Here is a 17004-nt window from a genome sequence, read left to right as displayed (position 1 = left end):
GGTGCTTCGTGCTGTCTGCGCATGGCGTCGAGACGCGCCCTTTTCGGGCGGCGGAAGATGACTGGGTAAAGCTTTGTGCCCAGTATCTTCCGCATGAATCAGAAGGTTCACTTTGGCGGTCCAGCCATGCCGTAATGGACATGGTTCCCGATCAAGGGTGGAAGATACATGTAACGGCAACTATTGTAACGGCTTCGAACGTCCTGAAGGCCGTTGGTCACTTCCTCGCCAGCAACGATGCCTGTTTCAAGGGGCCACGCACGCTCGGCGACCTGCGCAAGCTTAATTGCGGTCTGTTCTTCGGTTATACGCAGATTGGCAAGTTCCTGACGATCTATCCAAAGGATGATGAGGAGGCTTGCAGAATCGCGAAGGCCCTGGATGAGGCGACTCGCGAGTTTGTCGGACCTGCTGTCCCATACGAACGTCGGATCTCGCCGGGAAGCAATGTCTACACGCGCTACGGAGCATTCAAGTCTCGTCCGATTGATGGCAACGCGGGCGGCCCGAATGCTGTGCTTAAGCCTGATGGCTCGTTGACCCCAGACAATCGAATGGTGAATCCCGACTGGGCCGTACTGCCAAGGGGGCTTGTTAGCCTGAACCTCCCTGACGTCCGAACGGCTGGCCTGCTGAAGACACGTTTTCGAGCTTACGAGCCGATATCCCAACGCGGCAAGGGGGGTGTCTATCGCGCCATCGACCTAGCGGATATCCCCGCAAGGGCTTGCATCCTGAAGGAAGGTCGTGCGGCTGGCGAGTCTGACTGGGACGGCAGCGACGGACGCAGCCGACTGACGCGAGAACACGAAGTACTCATCGCCCTTGCCGACACGGTCGCAGTTCCGGCAATCCATGCCTTCTTCGAAGATGGCCCGAACCTCTATCTTGCATTAGAGTTTATCGAAGGCAATCCGCTAGCGGCAGTCCTGTCCCCAGAACAACCTTTGCTTGACTTGGCACCAATGTTGGAACTGGCCATCGCGGCCGCGGGCTTGCTTGAAGCAATTCATTCCAAAGGCTGGGTCTGGCGCGACCTGAAGCCGTCCAATCTGATCGTTGATGCAAGTGGCAAGTTGCGGCCTATCGATTTCGAAGGCGCGGAACGCACCCAGACGGTAGGGGCTTTGCCATGGGGCTCGCTCGGGTACATATCTCCTGAATGGTTGACTGCTCCGACGGTCGATCCCACTCAGGATTGCTATGCGCTGGGAGTTCTTCTCCACCAATTGCTAACCAATCGCATTCCGACATCCAGCGGGCCGCTGGTTGCAGTCACGACGGTCAGGAGCGATGTCCCGCCCCCGATTTGCAGGTTGATCGAGGACTTGACCGACGCTGAGCCGGCGAAGCGGCCGTCGGCGGCTGCGGCACTGGACTGTCTTGGCGGGTTGGCGCATCGACTTCCAACGGTTGGCGCCGTTGATCGAAGTCTCGAGCCCGTCCCATAAGCCTGTGGACAAGCGAGATGAATGCATGTGGTAAGTAAGGATCCGCCGCTATACATCGGCTTGGTCCAAGCGTTCATTCGCCAGCCAAGGCCGCGCAATGATAACCACGCCTGTCATCCCTGAAACCCTGCACCATCACATCAGGCGCATGACCGGGCGCGATCCGCATGAAGGGCATCGTGTCGCCACCCCGCTCGAACTTCTGTTCGATCTGACCTTCGTGACGGCGTTCAGCTTTGCCTCCTCGCAGCTAGCCCACGCACTGGCCGAAGGCCATTACGCCTCGGCCTTGCTCGGCTTTGCTTTCGCCAGCTTCGCCATCTGCTGGGCCTGGATCAACTTCTCCTGGTTCTCCTCTGCCTATGACACCGACGATTGGGGCTTCCGCCTCGTCACCATGGTGCAGATGATTGGCGTGCTGGTGCTGGCCGTCGGCCTGCCGCGCATGTTCGCTTCCATCGAGCACGGCGAGCATCTCGACAATTCGGTGATGGTGCTGGGCTATGTGATCATGCGGTTGGCCATGATCTTCCAGTGGCTGCGCGCCGCGAGACAGGATCCCGCCCGGCGCCGCGCCTGCCTTACCTATGTCAAGGCAATCGCGGTTGCCCAGATCGGCTGGGTGGTGCAGATCGTTGTCGATTTCCCGGTCGGCACCAGCATCATACTGGCCGTCATCCTCGGCCTCATCGAGTTGGCGGGGCCGGTGATTGCCGAACGCAGGGATGGCGGCACGCCGTGGCATGCGCACCACATGGCCGAGCGTTACAGCCTGTTCGCCATCATCGCGCTGGGGGAAGGGGTTGTCGGCACACTCGCGAGCCTGTCGGCCGTGGTTGAGGAACAGGGCTGGTCCCTGGACGCGGCCCTGGTCTGCATCGCCGGCACCGGGCTCACCTTCGGCATGTGGTGGGTCTATTACATGCTGCCCTCCGCGCCGATATTGCACGCCCACCGCAACCGCGCTTTCGTCTGGGGCTATGGCCAGATGCTGATCGTCACCGCCATCGTCGCGACCGGCGCAGGCTTGCATGTCGCGGCCTATTTCATCGAGCACAAGGCGCATGTCGGCCCGCTTGCGACGCTGCTTGCCACCGCGATTCCCGTCAGTGTCTTCCTGGCGGCGATCTATGCGCTCTACACCTATCTCGTCAGGCGCTTCGACCCGTTCCACATCTGGCTGCTGGTCGCGACGGCGGCGGTCGTGGGGCTCGCCATCCTCGCTGCGCTTGCCGGCGTCGATATGGCGATCTGCCTTGTCATCCTGATGCTGGCGCCGGCCGTCACCGTCGTCGGCTACGAAACGCTCGGGCATCGCCACCAGGCGGAAGCGCTGGCCAGCGACGGGCATTCGACGGTGACTTAGAGCGGTTCAGCGTTTCACGGAATCGCAGAACCGCTCTAACTATTTGTTTTTATGCAATTCCGGACGGAAAACCGTTACACACTTTTCCTGGAATTGCTCTAGCCGGACTGTACCGGGCTATCCCGCAGGCATTCGCTCGAATGCCTGCAAGGAAGGATCGACGACATCCCAGCCTTGGCCGCGGATCGTGTAGGTGACGGCCTGCGGCTTGAAATCGCCGGGGTCGTCGAGGCTGGCCGCGGGAACGGCGATCAGTTCCGGCATGGCGACGAATGTCAGGTAGACCGGTGTTCCGCAGGTCGGGCAGAAGGCGTGGACCTTTTCGTTGCCGCTGTCAGCGGCCACCCGCCAGGTGCTCGCGTCGCCGGTAATCGCCATATCGGCGCGCCGGCCGAAGGTCAGGTAGGATCCGTGGCCCGTACCCGCGCGCCTCTGGCAATCGCGGCATTGGCAATGGTTCTGGAAGATCGGCTCGCCGCTGGTCTCATAGCGGATCGCGCCGCACGCGCAGCCGCCTCTATAGCGCTTGGTCATTGTCGTTCTCCGCTGGCCTGGTCCGCACGATATCGCAGCACGTCAGGCCGATTTCGGCTTGGCGAAAAGGTCGATGCCGCTGCCGGTTTCGAGGAAGGATTTCAGGCTGGACAGCACGGCCGGCCAGCCTTGGCTGACGCCTTTCGCCATGCCGCTGTCGGCTTCGAGTTCGTCATGGGTGACGGTCAGCCGCACCATGGTGTCATATTCCTCGATGCCGAACGTCACCCGGCTGTATTTCGACGGGTCGTCGGCCTGCGAGGCGTTCGCCCAGGTCATCACCAGACGGGTCGGAGGCTCGATTTCGACGACCTTGCCGACCAGTTCGACGGTGCGCTCGTCATTGGCGCGGATGTGTTCCCATTTCGATCCCGCCTTCCAGTCCGAGACGTTCTCGTGACCCCAGTAGCGCCGTGCGATGTCTGGCTTGGTTATGGCCTCGAACACTTTTTGCGGCGTCGAGCGGATGTAGGTCACGTAGACAAAACTGGTCGTCTCTCGGGTCATTGGCCCTCTCCTTCGAGTTCTTGCTTCAGGTCGTGCAGCAGGCTGAGCCGCTGCCGTTCGAATTTTCGCACCCAGCGCTCGTAGACTTCGTGCAGCGGCACCGGGTTGATGAAGTGCAGCTTCTCGCGGCCGCGCTTGACCGTGCTCACCAGATTGGCCGCCTCCAGGAGGTCGATGTGCTGGGTGGCGGATTGCCTTGCCATGTCCAGATGCTCGCAAAGCTGGCCGAGCGTCTGCCCGTTCCTCTCGCAGAGAAGGTCAAGCAGCCTTCTGCGTGTCGGGTCGCCCAGCGCTTTGAAAACCTTGTCGGCGTCCATCGGTCTCAATCTGTTGTGAGGTCATAATATGCAGGTAAATACCTGCATGTCAATCCGCAGTCGTTCCCGCCTCGCCATGCTCGGCGAGGCTATTCGGACGCTGACCTCGATTGCCGGATGGCCCGCGCTGTCACGGATGACGTGTGGGCTTCGGGGTGGGCCCCGCCCTTGGGCCAAGCACGGCGCGCCTTGACGACTTCGCCGGGATCGCTCCGGCTCCCAGTCTGACGGGACGGGGCCTCAGATGCCTTCGACCAGCACGATCTCGCCGTCGGCGACCTTCTGGCGGATGGCGACGGCGCGCTGGTATTCGGGCGAGTGATAGCAGTCATGTGCGACCGCGAGCGATTCGAATTCGATGATCACGTTGCGTCCGCGCCCTGGCCCTTCGGCCTTTTCATGCGCGCCGCCGCGCGCCAGGAATTTGGCGCCGAACCGGTCGAAGGCCAGCTTTGAAGCGGCGACATAGTCCTTGTAGCCTTCGGCATCGCGCACATCGACGCGGGCGATCCAATATCCCTTGGGCATGCTTTTTCTCCGAGTTTCTGTCCGTCAAGCGAGGACCGGTCTTAAGAATCGCTCCGAAACGGCTCGTGGTGTTCCTGGGTCACCGCAGGGTGACAGGCGCAGCGTACCCAAAGCGGGGGAGCATCGGAAGCACGGAAAACGCCGCCGCCGGGGCGAAGCTTGGAGCTGATCCTCAGGCCGAGCGCATTTCTTCCAGAATGGCTTCGGCCGCCTCGCGTCGGTTGGCCGCCGCGACGATCGGCCGAGCCACAACAAGATGGCTGGCACCGTTGCGGATCGCCTGCGCCGGCGTCACCACGCGTTTCTGGTCGCCATGGTCGCTGCCTGCTGGCCGGATGCCGGGCGTCACCACCGCCATGTCCGGTCCGACGATGCGGCGCACGGCTTCAGCTTCGGCGGCTGAGCAGACGATGCCGCCCATGCCTGCGTGCAGCGCCTGTTCCGAGCGCCTGAGCACCAGCGTGTGCGGGTCATATTCATAGCCGACATCGATCATGTCCTGCTCGTCCATCGAGGTCAGCACGCTGACGGCAAGCAGGCAAAGGTCGCTGCCGCGTGCCGCCTCCACCGCCGCGCGCATTGCCTTCGGATAGGCGTGGATGGTCAGCATGGTCATGCCCATCTTGACGATGTTCTCGACGCCCTTGGCCACGGTGTGGTCGATGTCGAGCAGCTTCATGTCGAGGAAGATCCTGGTGCCGCCGCTGGCCAGTTCCCTGGCGAAGTCCAATCCGCCGGCGAAGGCCAGCTGATAGCCGATCTTGTAGAAGGAGACGACGCCGTCGAGTTCGCGCACCGCCTGCTCGGCTTCCCTCACGGTCGGCACGTCGAGACCGACGATCAGTCTTTCCTGCATGGATGCGGCGATCACGCCTCGATCCGCGTGGACAGCATGCGCGAGGTTTCGATCAGCGTGCGGCATAGATGCTCCATCGATTTGTGCAGTCTCTCGTCACGAAAATTGCCGCCTTCCGCGAAGGCGTCGTCGCCGTCGGGCACCGAGCATTCCGGCGTCACCACCTCCATCTGGCAGCGCACCAGCACGGCGCGCAGATGGTTGATGCAGCGGATGCCGGCGAAGTGTCCGTTGGAGGAGGAGCAGAGGGCGGCCACCTTGCCGGCAAGCGGCCTGACCGGCCGGCCACCATCGCGGCGCACGCGGCTAACCCAATCGATCGTGTTCTTGAGCAGCGGTGGGATCGAGCCATTGTATTCCGGCGTGGCGATCAGCAGCCCGTCATGCGCGGCGATCAGACGGCCGAGCTTGACGGCGTTTTCCGGAACGCCCTTTTCCTTCTCAAGGTCCTCGTCGAGGATCGGCAGGGGATAATCGGCGAGCGAAATGCGGGTCACCTCGGCGCCTTGCACCGCAAGTTCCTTCTGCGCCACGTCGGCGGTCCTGCCGCTATAGGCGCCCGTCCGGTTCGAGCCGGCGAAGACGAGGATTCTCGCGATCACTGCCATTGGCCATCCTTGTTCCCGGACAGGTACAGCCAAGGTACGAGCAAATCAACGCGCCGCAGCTGAAAAATCGAAACCGATTTGAGGGATTGTGTGGGTGGTATTGGCCGAGGCCCTCTGACTTCGTCATCCTATGGCGGAGCAAGGAGCGAAGCGACGCGGCGCAGACCATAGGATCCATTCCGTGACCTTGGCTGTGGAGTGCAGCGGAGCAGAATTCTGCACCGCAGCGGCCGCCCCGGGAGTCGCGGCATGGATCCTCGGGTCTGCGCCGCGTCGCTACGCTCCTTGCTCCGCCCGTGGATGACGAAATGATTGATGTCTCTGCCAATCGCCAAGGTATGCAGCCAGCGCTAGTGATCCTCGAACGGTTTTGGCCGAGGAACTAATGCGCTTCCCGTCGATAGATCCACAGCTGCGTCGGCGGGATGTTGCGGATGATGAAATCGAAATGCTTGACCGTATAGTCGCCACGCCCGGCCGGGATCGGCGACATCGGGCCATAGGTCAGCTGCACGATCGGACGCCCGGCGGGAATACGGTCAAGCAGGCTCTCTATATAGGCAATGCGCTGGGCGACAGGGAAGTTGAGCAACGGCACGCCGGAAACGACGGAATCGAAGATCATCCCGCTCCGCTCGCCAAGCGTGGCGTTGAGGTTGAAGGCATCGCCCTCGATGACGTTGACACCGGGGTAGAGGCGGCGCAGGTGGCGGACGAAATCGGTGTTGTATTCGACCGCGTAGAGGTTTTCGGGCCGCACGCCCTGGGCGAGGATGGCGCGGGTGATGACACCGGTTCCGGGGCCGACCTCGAGCACCGGCAGGCCGGACCTGGGATTGACGATCGAGGCCATCTTGCGCGCGGTGATCGAGCTGGTCGGAACGATCGAGCCGACCGTCTTCGGTTTGTCGATCCAGCCCTTGAAGAATTTGAGTTCGTCGTCGAACTTCTCGGCAAGCGCCTTCCGCAGTCCGTGACCACGTGTCATGCAAGCTCTCCTCAACGCTCCCCGCAAGCTACTTAACACCTGGTTGACGCAAGGCAAGGTACGGCAAGACGCATGTCGTGGATAAGATAGATTTCGTCGCGCTTCGGGATTCGGCGCGTTTCATCCGACCACGCGCCATTTCTGCTCGATCAACGCTCGCCGAAGGATTCGAAGAAATCCTTCATGCGGGCGAAAAACCCGCTCGATTGGGGCGAATTCTCCTGCGAGGAGAGCTGTTCGAATTCCTCCAGCAACTCACGCTGGCGGCGGGTAAGGTTCTGCGGCGTCTCGACCGCGGTCTGGATATAGAGATCGCCGACATTGGGCTGGCGCAGCACCGGCATGCCCTTGCCCTTGAGCCGGAACTGACGCCCGTTCTGGGTGCCTTCGGGCACCTTAACCTTGGTCTGGCTGCCGTCCAGCGTCGTCACCTCGAAGGAGCCGCCAAGGGCTGCCGTCGTCATTGAGATCGGCACCTTGCAATAGAGATCGGCGCCATCGCGCTGGAAGAATTCGTGCGGCTTCACCGCCAGGAAAATATAGAGGTCGCCCGAAGGCCCGCCGCGCAGGCCGGCCTCGCCCTCATTGGCCAGGCGGATGCGGGTGCCGTCCTCGATGCCGGCCGGAATGTTGACCGACAGCGAGCGCTCCTCGGTGACACGGCCCTGGCCGGCGCATTTCGGGCACGGATCCTTGATGGTCTGGCCGCGGCCCTGGCATTGCGGGCAGGTGCGCTCGATCGAGAAAAAGCCTTGCGTGGCGCGCACCTTGCCGTGGCCGTGGCACATCGAGCAGGTGACGGGCTGGGTGCCGGGCTTGGCGCCGCTGCCTGAGCATTCCGAGCAGGAGATCGAGGCCGGCACGCGAATCTGCGCGGTTTTTCCCGCGAAGGCCTCTTCCAGCGAGATTTCCATGTTGTAGCGCAGGTCGGCACCGCGCTCGCGGCCACCCGACGAGCGGCGCTGGCGCCCGCCCATCATGTCGCCGAAAATATCCTCGAAGATGTCGGCGAAGCCGCCGGCGCCAAAGCCTTGCGCGCCGCCATTCATGCCGCCCTGCTCGAAGGCGGCGTGACCGAAGCGGTCATAGGCCGCGCGCTTCTGCGGGTCCTTCAGCGTCTCGTAGGCTTCGTTGATTTCCTTGAACTTGTGCTCGCAGGAATGATCGCCGGGGTTGCGGTCGGGATGGAACTGCATGGCGAGCTTGCGGAAAGCGCTCTTGAGCTCCTTCTCGTCGGCGCCCTTTTGCACGCCCAGCGTTTCGTAGAAATCAGCTTTCATTTTTTCCCGCTGTCCGGATGCTCAACGTCTTGATGCATTGTTGCGTCGTTTGCCGGCACGTTGTCTCGATTTAGGATCGGTGCCGCCCGGATGCCAGTGCTGGCATGCGCCTGTCCGGGTTTTTCTGTCGTTTTTTCAGGAGGGTCCTGCACTTTTTCGGCAAGGGTTGCAAAAAAGCCCGGCTTTACGCCGGGCTTTCCGCTCTATTTTTTGCCGTCGGGCGGCTCAGGCCGACTTCTTCTTGTCGTCGTCCTCGTCGATTTCCTCGAAATCGGCATCGACCACATCGGAGTCCTTGGCGGCGTCCGCCTTGGCGTCGGCTTCCGCCGCTTCCTTCTGCGAGGCCTCGTACATGGCCTGACCAAGCTTCATCGAAGCTTCGGCGAGTGCCTGGCTCTTGGCCTCGATGTCGGCCGCGTCGTCGCCCTCGGCCGCGGTCTTCAGCGCCGCGATCGCATCCGATATCGCCGTGCGTTCGGCTTCCGAGACCTTGTCGCCATATTCCTTCAGCGACTTCTCGGAAGAATGCACCAGCGCCTCGGCCTGGTTGCGGGCCTCGACCACGGCGCGACGCTTCTTGTCCGTCTCGGCATTGGCCTCGGCGTCCTTGACCATCTTCTCGATGTCGGCGTCCGAAAGACCGCCAGAAGCCTGGATGCGGATCTGGTGCTCCTTGCCGGTGCCCTTGTCCTTGGCCGAAACGTTGACGATGCCGTTGGCGTCGATGTCGAAGGTGACCTCGATCTGCGGCACGCCGCGCGGCGCCGGCGGAATGCCGACCAGGTCGAACTGGCCAAGCGCCTTGTTGTCGGCCGCCATTTCACGCTCGCCCTGGAAGACCCGGATGGTCACCGCCGACTGCGAATCCTCGGCGGTCGAGAACACCTGGCTCTTCTTGGTCGGGATCGTGGTGTTGCGCTCGATCAGCCGTGTGAACACGCCACCCAGCGTCTCGATGCCGAGCGACAGCGGCGTCACGTCGAGCAGCAGCACGTCCTTGACGTCGCCCTGCAGCACGCCGGCCTGGATGGCGGCGCCGAGTGCGACGACCTCATCCGGGTTGACGCCCTTGTGCGGCTCCTTGCCGAAGAACTGCTTCACGATCTCCTGGATCTTGGGCATGCGGGTCATGCCGCCGACCAGGACAACTTCGTCGATCTCGCCGGCCTTCAGGCCGGCATCCTTGAGCGCCGCCTTGCAGGGCTCGATGGTGCGCTGGACGAGATCCTCGACCAGGCTTTCGAACTTGGCGCGCGTCAGCTTCAGCGTCAGGTGCTTCGGGCCGGTCGCGTCGGCGGTGATGAAGGGCAGGTTGATTTCGGTCTGCGTCGTCGAGGACAGCTCGATCTTGGCCTTTTCAGCCGCCTCCTTGAGGCGCTGCAGGGCCAGCTTGTCGTTCTTCAGGTCGATGCCTTGTTCCTTCTTGAACTCGGCCGCCAGGTACTCGACCAGGCGCATGTCGAAATCCTCGCCGCCGAGGAAGGTGTCGCCATTGGTCGACTTCACCTCGAACACGCCGTCGCCGATTTCCAGCACCGAGATGTCGAACGTGCCGCCGCCAAGGTCATAAACGGCAATGGTCTTGCCGTCCTTCTTGTCGAGGCCGTAGGCAAGCGCTGCCGCCGTCGGCTCGTTGATGATGCGCAGCACTTCGAGGCCGGCGATCTTGCCGGCATCCTTGGTCGCCTGGCGCTGGGCGTCGTTGAAGTAGGCCGGAACGGTGATGACCGCCTTCTCGACCTTTTCGCCGAGATAGGCTTCCGCCGTTTCCTTCATCTTCTGCAGGATCATGGCCGAGATCTGCGAGGGCGACTGCTTCTTGCCGCCGGCCTCGACCCAGGCATCGCCATTGTCGCCCTTGACGATCTTGTAGGGGACAAGCTTCTTGTCCTTCTCCGTCACCGGATCGTCATAGCGGCGGCCGATCAGGCGCTTGACCGCGAAGATGGTATTTTCAGGATTGGTGACCGCCTGGCGCTTGGCCGGCTGGCCGACCAGACGTTCGCCGTCGCCCGAGATGGCGACGATGGAAGGCGTCGTGCGTGCGCCTTCCGCATTCTCGATCACCTTAGGCTCCTTGCCATCCATGATGGCGATACAGGAATTTGTGGTGCCGAGATCGATACCGATTACTTTTGCCATTTTTCTAGTCTCTCCGCTAAGCAGGCTTTCAGGACCCGTGAAGGCGTTCCGACGAAAGCCCCTGTTCACAAGAAATCCCGTTCGGCAACCGGTGTCCCGGCGCCGGACGGCTTGGCGCGTATATAAGAACAGGCGGCATCGGGCGCAAGCATTCTGCGCAAGGCTTCCATGAACCTTTCCACCTCCGTCCACGACTGACGTCCAGGTGCCGCATGGTGCGGCCCGGAAAGGAAGTCCCCATGACCAGCAACCGAGAGGCTCCGCGGTCTCCCGGAACAACAGGAACTCGGCGCGACCACCGCCTTCGGGACGGGGTCGACGCGCTGGGCTTTCCGCTGATTCCGTTGACCCTAGGTAAGAGCAGGCGTATCGTAATGAAGAGGAAAGCAGACAATTCGATCAGGGAAGAACGTGCCGGACCGCCGCGCCCTGCCCTGATTTGCGCGGCGCAGCCGGAGATTCCTCCCGTAGACTTCGGGGGGAGTTCTATGTCTTGCGATCGCGGCCTGTCAGTGTCTTCTCGCGCCAGCCGTTTGCGCCGCCTGATCAAGACAACCGGCGGAGTTCTTGCATTCGCCCTGACCGCCGGCCTCTGGCTCGGCGGCGCCGCCCGGGCGCAGGACACCCAGATCATCTATCCAGGCTCGATGGCGGTCACCGGCTTTCCCGGCACCGTCATCCCCAATTTCGACGAGGGCCTGCCGCCCGGCGTCGATCCGGTCGACGAAACCTTCATCGACACCACGCGCGCCACCTTGCGCGTGTTCGACGTTTCGCACCTGGGTGGACCGGCATCGGGCCAGCTCGTCTTCACGCCGCCGCCTTTCGAGGTGACGGCAGGCCAGATCGGCGAGGTGTTCGGCCTCACCTATGATGACGGCGTGCGCGATGGTGTCCCGTCGGGCATTCCCAACCTTTACGCCGCGGCCACCTCGCTGCACGGCATCGAGATCGTCACGCCGGACGCCGACAAGGATGGCAGGCCGGAGCGGCAGCGCCGCGGCACGGCAGGCGCGACCTTCATGGATGGCCAGTTCGGCACCGAAAATGGTGGCGGGCCGGGCACCATCTGGAAGATCGACGGTATCACCGGCCAGGTCGCCAAATTCGCCGACATCGACACCAACAGCGGTCCCGGCATCGGCAATATCACCTTCGATCCCAACCACCGCCAGTTCTTCGCCTCCGACCTCGACACCGGCCTGATCCATCGCATAGACGCCAATGGCAGGCTGATCGACACCTACGATCATGGCGTCGCCGGGCGGCCGGCACATGGCCTGGCTCCCGTCGCCGACGATGGTGCGGTGATGGACATACAGGGCGCGGCCTTCGACACGGAGGACCCCGAGACCTGGGGCTACACCCAGGACGAGCGCCGTGTCTGGGCCGTTTCCTATCATGGCGGCCGGCTCTATTACTCGGTCGGCGAAAAATCGGAGATCTGGTCGGTCGGCATCGCCCGAGACGGCACCTTTGCCGGCGACCCGCGCTGGGAGCTGACGGTCAAGGCCGACAAGGACTACGCCGTCACCGACATCGCCTTCGACAACAGCGGCTTCATGTATCTCGCCCAGCGCGGCCCGATCGAGAACCGCTACGACTACAGCCGCTTCGCCGATTCCGGCAAGGGCGAGGTCATCCGCTACTTCAGAGAAAATCCGGACGATCCGGCAACGGAATCGGTCTGGGTGGAAGTGCCGCAGGAATACGCGGTCGGCTTCCCGCAGGGCAACCGGCAGTCGGCCGGCGGCCTCGACCTGCAATACGGCTATGACGCCGACGGCAATCTCGACACTTCGGTCTGCACGCAGACGCTGGTCAACACCGGCGACAAATTGCGCGACAATCCGACGCTCGCCGAACAGCTCGCCGCTGGCGGCCCGCTCGCCGTGCATGGCGTGCAGGTCACGCCCAAGGACCTGGTCAAACCGGCCAACGTGCCGCCCTTCGGCTCCTGGTTCGTCGATTTCGACGGCTATTTCGAGGATCCCGAGGTGGAAGGCCATGTCGGCGACGTCGCCGTCTGGCACCCCTGCGAGGGCCGCGCCGGCTATTATGAAGAAATCCCGGGCGGCTATCTGCCACCCTTCTACCCGCCGGACTTCCCACCGCCCGGCAACCTGCCTCCCTGTCTCGATGTTGAAGACGTCCAGTATTACTGCACGCCTTCGGGCCTCGAGGCCGATCTTTATCTCCATGACCATGCCGGCTTCGGCGGCGATTCGATCAAGGCCCAGTCCAGGACGCCAGGCGTCGGGGTGACCACACCCATGTCGCATGCGCCCGGCAAGCCGTACACGATCAACATCACCGGCCACTATCCGGGCGACAGAGTGGATGTTGGACTTTGCTTCTACAGGAAGTCCGACAAGGACAAGGGTGGCTACTACCCTTGCTGCAAGATGACCTTGCCGCTCCGCACCCCAGCCGTCAGCTGCGAACGTTGAGGAGGGGAAGATGAACAATCTCGCACTCTCCCCGCTCGCGCAGGACAACTCAACCGTCATGGAGACGATCATGAAACCCCTGTCATACGCCAGGCGCGGCGCGCGCTGGCTGATGGCGGCCGGTATCGCGGTCGCCATGCTCACCCCTCTCGCAAGCCACGCGGAAGACGCCGCTCCGGTCACACCGGAACTGAGGCTCGACCTCGACAATTCGCGCGTCGTCAATCCGAGGCCGGAACGGGTCGTCCCCTTCTTCACCAAGAAAGGCACCCAGAGAGGCTGCGACTATGTCGTCTACTCCCTGAGCTTCGGCCTGCGTGGTGACCCGCAGGGCTTTGCCGATCCGGGCCTTGTGGACTTGCTGAGGAAACTCAAGATCGAGTTCAAGGACCAGCTTCCGCACGGCCTTTCGATCGTCAACGTCAACGTGTCCGGCGACGGCACGGATTCCTCCGGCGGACCACTGCCGGCCGCGACGATCAGCAATACGGCGGGTCCCAATGATACCGCAACGGTGTCCGACTTCCGGCTCTCCGCCGCCGATCTCGACGGCGCCGGGGCCGCCAACGAACGCGTCATCAATTTCCAGATCACGGCCAGGATCGACCATGCGGCGTTTCCCTCGCCGACGATCATCGACAACCAGGGCCTGATCAAGGTGAGCAACGGAGCCGGCACCGGGACCATCATCCCGTCGCAGGATCCGAGCAAGCCTGACGATGGCGACTACAAGACCGGCGTGAAGACCTCGATCAAGATCGATGTCACCAAGTGCGAACCGCCGCCACCGCCTCCCGGCAAGGAATGCTTCAAGGTGGAACGCGGCACGGTCGATTGCGTGCCCGGCGGCGGCGCCTTCATCTACCACATGCCGGTTGGGCCGGAGATGGGCGGCAAGTGGGTGCAGGTGTCGACCACCACGCCTGGCATCACCATCATTCCCGACACCCAGCTGGTGCCTCCGGGCGGCGGTGTGCTCAACTGGAAGATCGTCGGTGCATCGCCCGGCGACGTCATCCACCTCATCGTCACCGGCATCGAGACCTATGCCGGACCGAAGGAGGGCTGGGGCCTGTGCTGCACGCAGACCATCGACATCGTCATCCCGCGCGACCAGCGGTGCCCGCCCAGGGACAAGGAACCGGACCTCAAGGTCGAGAAACACGCCGATGTCGCGCGCTGCACCATGGCCGGCGGCTGCGATTTCACCATCAGGGTCACCAATGTCGGCACCGCGCCCTACAACGGCAAGATCGTGCTGGACGAAGTGACGCTGCCGGCCGGCTCGACGCTGAGCTCAGGGCCCAATCCGCCCTGGGTCTGCGTGCCCGGCACAACCCCGATGACCTGCACCTATCCGGTGACCACGCTCAATCCGGGGGCCTTTGTCGACCTCAAGCTCGGCTTCAGGCCGGCGGGGGGCTGGCAAGGCAGTGCACTGCGCAACTGCGCGACCTACAACTATGCCGCCAGCGGCAAGCCGTTGTTCGGCAGCCAGTCGAACGACCGTGGCTGCGCCTCGATCCCGATCTGCCGCCGTGGCGATCGTGACCGCGACTGCCAGCCGCCGGTCGAGAAGAAGGTCGACCTGATCCTGAAGAAGCGTGCCCGCACCGAAATCTGCACGGCCGACGGCGTCTGTTTCTTCGTGATCGACATCATCAACAACGGCACGTCGACCTATAACGGGCCGCTGACGGTGATCGACAATTATCCCGGCGGCGCGCCGGCCTCCTCGACCTTCGGGCCGAGCCCGCCCTGGACATGCGGCCCGAACGGCCCCGGCCAGTTCCGCTGCGACAATCCCGGCATCGCGCTGCCCGCGGGCGCCTCGACGCCGATCTTCGTCAAGGCGGTCATGCCGGCCGATTACCGGTCCGACACGGTCGAGAATTGCGCCGAGGTGAAGGCCATTCCCGGTGAGGTCGACCTCACCAACAACAAGGCCTGCGCCAAGGAACGCATCCGTCGTCCCAATGGCGGCCAGCCCGGCCTGCGCATCACCAAGGTGTGCAGCGGCTCGCTGGCAGGTGCCGCGGCCGTGTCTTGCCGCATCACCGTCTCCAACGCCGGCACCGCGGCCCCCACCGGTCCGGTGCGGGTCAACGATGCCGCCACGCTGGTGTCGGGCGGCGCGCCCGTCCAGATCCAGACCGTCACCCCAGACGGCGCGGAATGGGCGTGCGGACCGGTTCCGGCCAACACGCTGTCGTGCCAGATTCCCGGTGCCGTCATGGCACCCGGAACCAGCCGCCACTTCGACGTGACGGTCTCGGCCAATGGCGAGTTCGAGAACTGCGCGCGCGGCTCCTATGGGCCGGCGCAAGGCGACGATGTCGTCTACCCGATTGGCCAGGCCTGCGCCAAGGGCGGCGGCTCCTCGACCATCCGTGTCGAGAAGACCGGCGATCGCGAATGCCGGCTCGGCCAGCCCTGCTCGTTCGACATCACCATATCCAATGACGGGACGAGCCCCTTCTCCGGCCCGGTTCGCATCGGTGATGCGATCGGCGTGGAAGGCCTCGGCCGGCTGGACGGCGTTGAGATCACCTCGATCGACCCGCCCTTCGGCTGCTCGCCCGAACCGGCAACCCTGCCTCTGTCCTGCATAGCCACCCTGACGCTCGGCGCCGGCGAAAGCCAGTCGCATCATGTTACCGTGGTCATTCCCGACGACGGGCGCCTTGCCAATCTGCAGGGCAACGTCAATGGCCAGAACTGCGTTGGTGTCCTGTCTCCCGACACGCGGGTCCAGGGCGGCGGTGACGTGCTGTCCAAGGATGCGACCAATGTGCAGGGCGATCGCGGCAAGGCCTATGCGTGCCACCCCTTCACCATCACGCATGAGGTGAAGAACCAGTGCTCGCCTGGCTTCGTCATGAACGACGCCGGCCGCTGCGTCTGCCCGGAAGGCACCACTTTCCGCAACGGCCAGTGCACCGGCGGCGGCACCAACATTCTGCCGACACCGCCGCCGCCACCGAAGCGCTGCGTGCTGCTCGAAGGCCAGATCCGCACCGAGGACGGGCGCTGCATCTGCCCGCGCGGCACGGCGCTGGAGAACGGCGCCTGCGTCAGGACCGACAAGCCCGAGCAGTGCACCATCCGTGGCCAAGTCCACGATGCCGATGGTGACTGCATCTGCCCGCAAGGGACCGAGGTTCGCAACGGCGCCTGCCGGCCGATCCGGCCGAAGCCCGAGCAGTGCACCATCCGTGGCCAGATCCATGATGCCAACGGCGATTGCGTCTGCCCGCAAGGCACCGAGGTGCGTAACGGCGCCTGCCGCCCGGCCCGGCCGAAGCCTCAGCAGTGCCGCATCCCCGGCCAGATCCGCAATGCCGGTGGCGATTGCGTCTGTCCGCAAGGCACCGAGGTGCGCAACGGCGCCTGCCGTCCGGTCCGGCCGAAGCCCGACCAGTGCACCATCCGTGGCCAGGTCCACGACGCCAACGGCGATTGCGTCTGCCCGCGGGGTACCGAGGTGCAAGGCAATGCCTGCCGGCGCAAGCAGCCGCAGGTGGAGCAGTGCGACATACGCGGCCAGGTCCACAACAAGCGCGGCGAGTGTGTCTGCCCGCGCGGGACCGAGGTGATCGACGGCGCATGCCGCAAGCCCAGGCAACAGACGGAATGCGCACCGGGCTCGCAGATGATCAATGGTCAGTGCCAGCCGATCTTCAAGAGGCGCTGCCCGGAAGGCACGGTCGGACGCTATCCCAACTGCCGGCCGATGCGAGGGCAGCCGTCGCTGGAGCTCAACCCGGGCCTGCTGCTGCAGCAGGTCCTGCCACGGCGCCTGCCGCAGGCTGAGCAGCAGCAGGAACCGGCACCAAACAGGATCCTGAAGCTCCAGCAGCAGTAGCCGTCTGCTCGACGCCAGACCTGTAACCCGCCGGAGCAATCCGGCGGGTTTCTTCGTATGTCCCGGCAAGCGGGAATTGACTGCGAGATGCCGCAACGCCACCAAGCCTGTG

The 17004-nt window shown here is 63.7% G+C and carries 13 protein-coding genes; 4 read left to right on the top strand and 9 right to left on the bottom strand.

Features of this window, described 5'->3' with window-relative positions; all coding sequences use genetic code 11:
• The first annotated feature begins 8 nt into the window (after nt 1-8).
• Entirely contained in the window at nt 9-1451 is a 1443-nt protein-coding gene (locus MesoLj_RS03990; protein WP_202325149.1) for a class III lanthionine synthetase LanKC N-terminal domain-containing protein, read from the top strand.
• Nucleotides 1452-1548: 97 nt separating this feature from the next.
• Nucleotides 1549-2817 (top strand): low temperature requirement protein A, encoded by a 1269-nt coding sequence (locus MesoLj_RS03985; RefSeq protein WP_202325148.1) that lies wholly within the window; start codon nt 1549-1551, stop codon nt 2815-2817.
• A 117-nt stretch (nt 2818-2934) separates the two neighbouring features.
• Here the strand turns inward: MesoLj_RS03985 and MesoLj_RS03980 are convergent, their stop codons facing one another.
• The 9 genes from MesoLj_RS03980 to dnaK all read right to left on the bottom strand — a co-directional run bounded on the left by MesoLj_RS03980 (nt 2935) and on the right by dnaK (nt 10577).
• Nucleotides 2935-3351, bottom strand: coding sequence for a GFA family protein (locus MesoLj_RS03980; protein ID WP_202325147.1), 417 nt, complete (start codon nt 3349-3351; stop codon nt 2935-2937).
• 42 nt (nt 3352-3393) lie between these two features.
• The gene (locus MesoLj_RS03975) at nt 3394-3858 is read right to left on the bottom strand and encodes an SRPBCC family protein (protein WP_202325146.1); all 465 of its coding nucleotides are present in this window, start codon (nt 3856-3858) and stop codon (nt 3394-3396) included.
• Entirely contained in the window at nt 3855-4175 is a 321-nt protein-coding gene (locus MesoLj_RS03970) for an ArsR/SmtB family transcription factor (RefSeq protein WP_202325145.1), read from the bottom strand. Before MesoLj_RS03970 ends, MesoLj_RS03975 begins: the two co-directional genes overlap by 4 nt.
• Before the next feature lie 240 nt (nt 4176-4415).
• The gene (locus MesoLj_RS03965) at nt 4416-4703 is read right to left on the bottom strand and encodes a DUF1330 domain-containing protein (RefSeq protein ID WP_056573865.1); all 288 of its coding nucleotides are present in this window, start codon (nt 4701-4703) and stop codon (nt 4416-4418) included.
• A gap of 172 nt (nt 4704-4875) precedes the next feature.
• Nucleotides 4876-5559, bottom strand: a complete 684-nt coding sequence (gene pyrF, locus MesoLj_RS03960) for an orotidine-5'-phosphate decarboxylase (RefSeq protein ID WP_202327164.1) — start codon at nt 5557-5559, stop codon at nt 4876-4878.
• A gap of 11 nt (nt 5560-5570) precedes the next feature.
• On the bottom strand, nt 5571-6167 hold the full coding sequence (locus MesoLj_RS03955) for an NADPH-dependent FMN reductase (protein ID WP_140770896.1): 597 nt from the start codon (nt 6165-6167) through the stop codon (nt 5571-5573).
• A 382-nt stretch (nt 6168-6549) separates the two neighbouring features.
• On the bottom strand, nt 6550-7155 hold the full coding sequence (gene pmtA / locus MesoLj_RS03950; RefSeq protein ID WP_140770892.1) for a phospholipid N-methyltransferase PmtA: 606 nt from the start codon (nt 7153-7155) through the stop codon (nt 6550-6552).
• Nucleotides 7156-7304: 149 nt separating this feature from the next.
• Nucleotides 7305-8435, bottom strand: a complete 1131-nt coding sequence (gene dnaJ, locus MesoLj_RS03945) for a molecular chaperone DnaJ (protein ID WP_202325144.1) — start codon at nt 8433-8435, stop codon at nt 7305-7307.
• Between the two features lie 225 nt (nt 8436-8660).
• On the bottom strand, nt 8661-10577 hold the full coding sequence (gene dnaK, locus MesoLj_RS03940; protein WP_056573851.1) for a molecular chaperone DnaK: 1917 nt from the start codon (nt 10575-10577) through the stop codon (nt 8661-8663).
• Between the two features lie 212 nt (nt 10578-10789).
• Between dnaK and MesoLj_RS03935 the strand changes: the two genes are divergently transcribed.
• Nucleotides 10790-13027, top strand: a complete 2238-nt coding sequence (locus MesoLj_RS03935) for a hypothetical protein (RefSeq protein WP_202325143.1) — start codon at nt 10790-10792, stop codon at nt 13025-13027.
• A gap of 10 nt (nt 13028-13037) precedes the next feature.
• Nucleotides 13038-16892 (top strand): DUF7929 domain-containing protein, encoded by a 3855-nt coding sequence (locus MesoLj_RS03930; protein ID WP_202325142.1) that lies wholly within the window; start codon nt 13038-13040, stop codon nt 16890-16892.
• Nucleotides 16893-17004 lie beyond the last annotated feature (112 nt).

It is taken from the genome of Mesorhizobium sp. 113-3-9, from assembly GCF_016756515.1.
GTDB lineage: Bacteria > Pseudomonadota > Alphaproteobacteria > Rhizobiales > Rhizobiaceae > Mesorhizobium.
The sequence above is the reverse complement of the archived record's forward strand: the minus strand, read 5'-3'. Positions and strand labels throughout refer to the sequence as shown.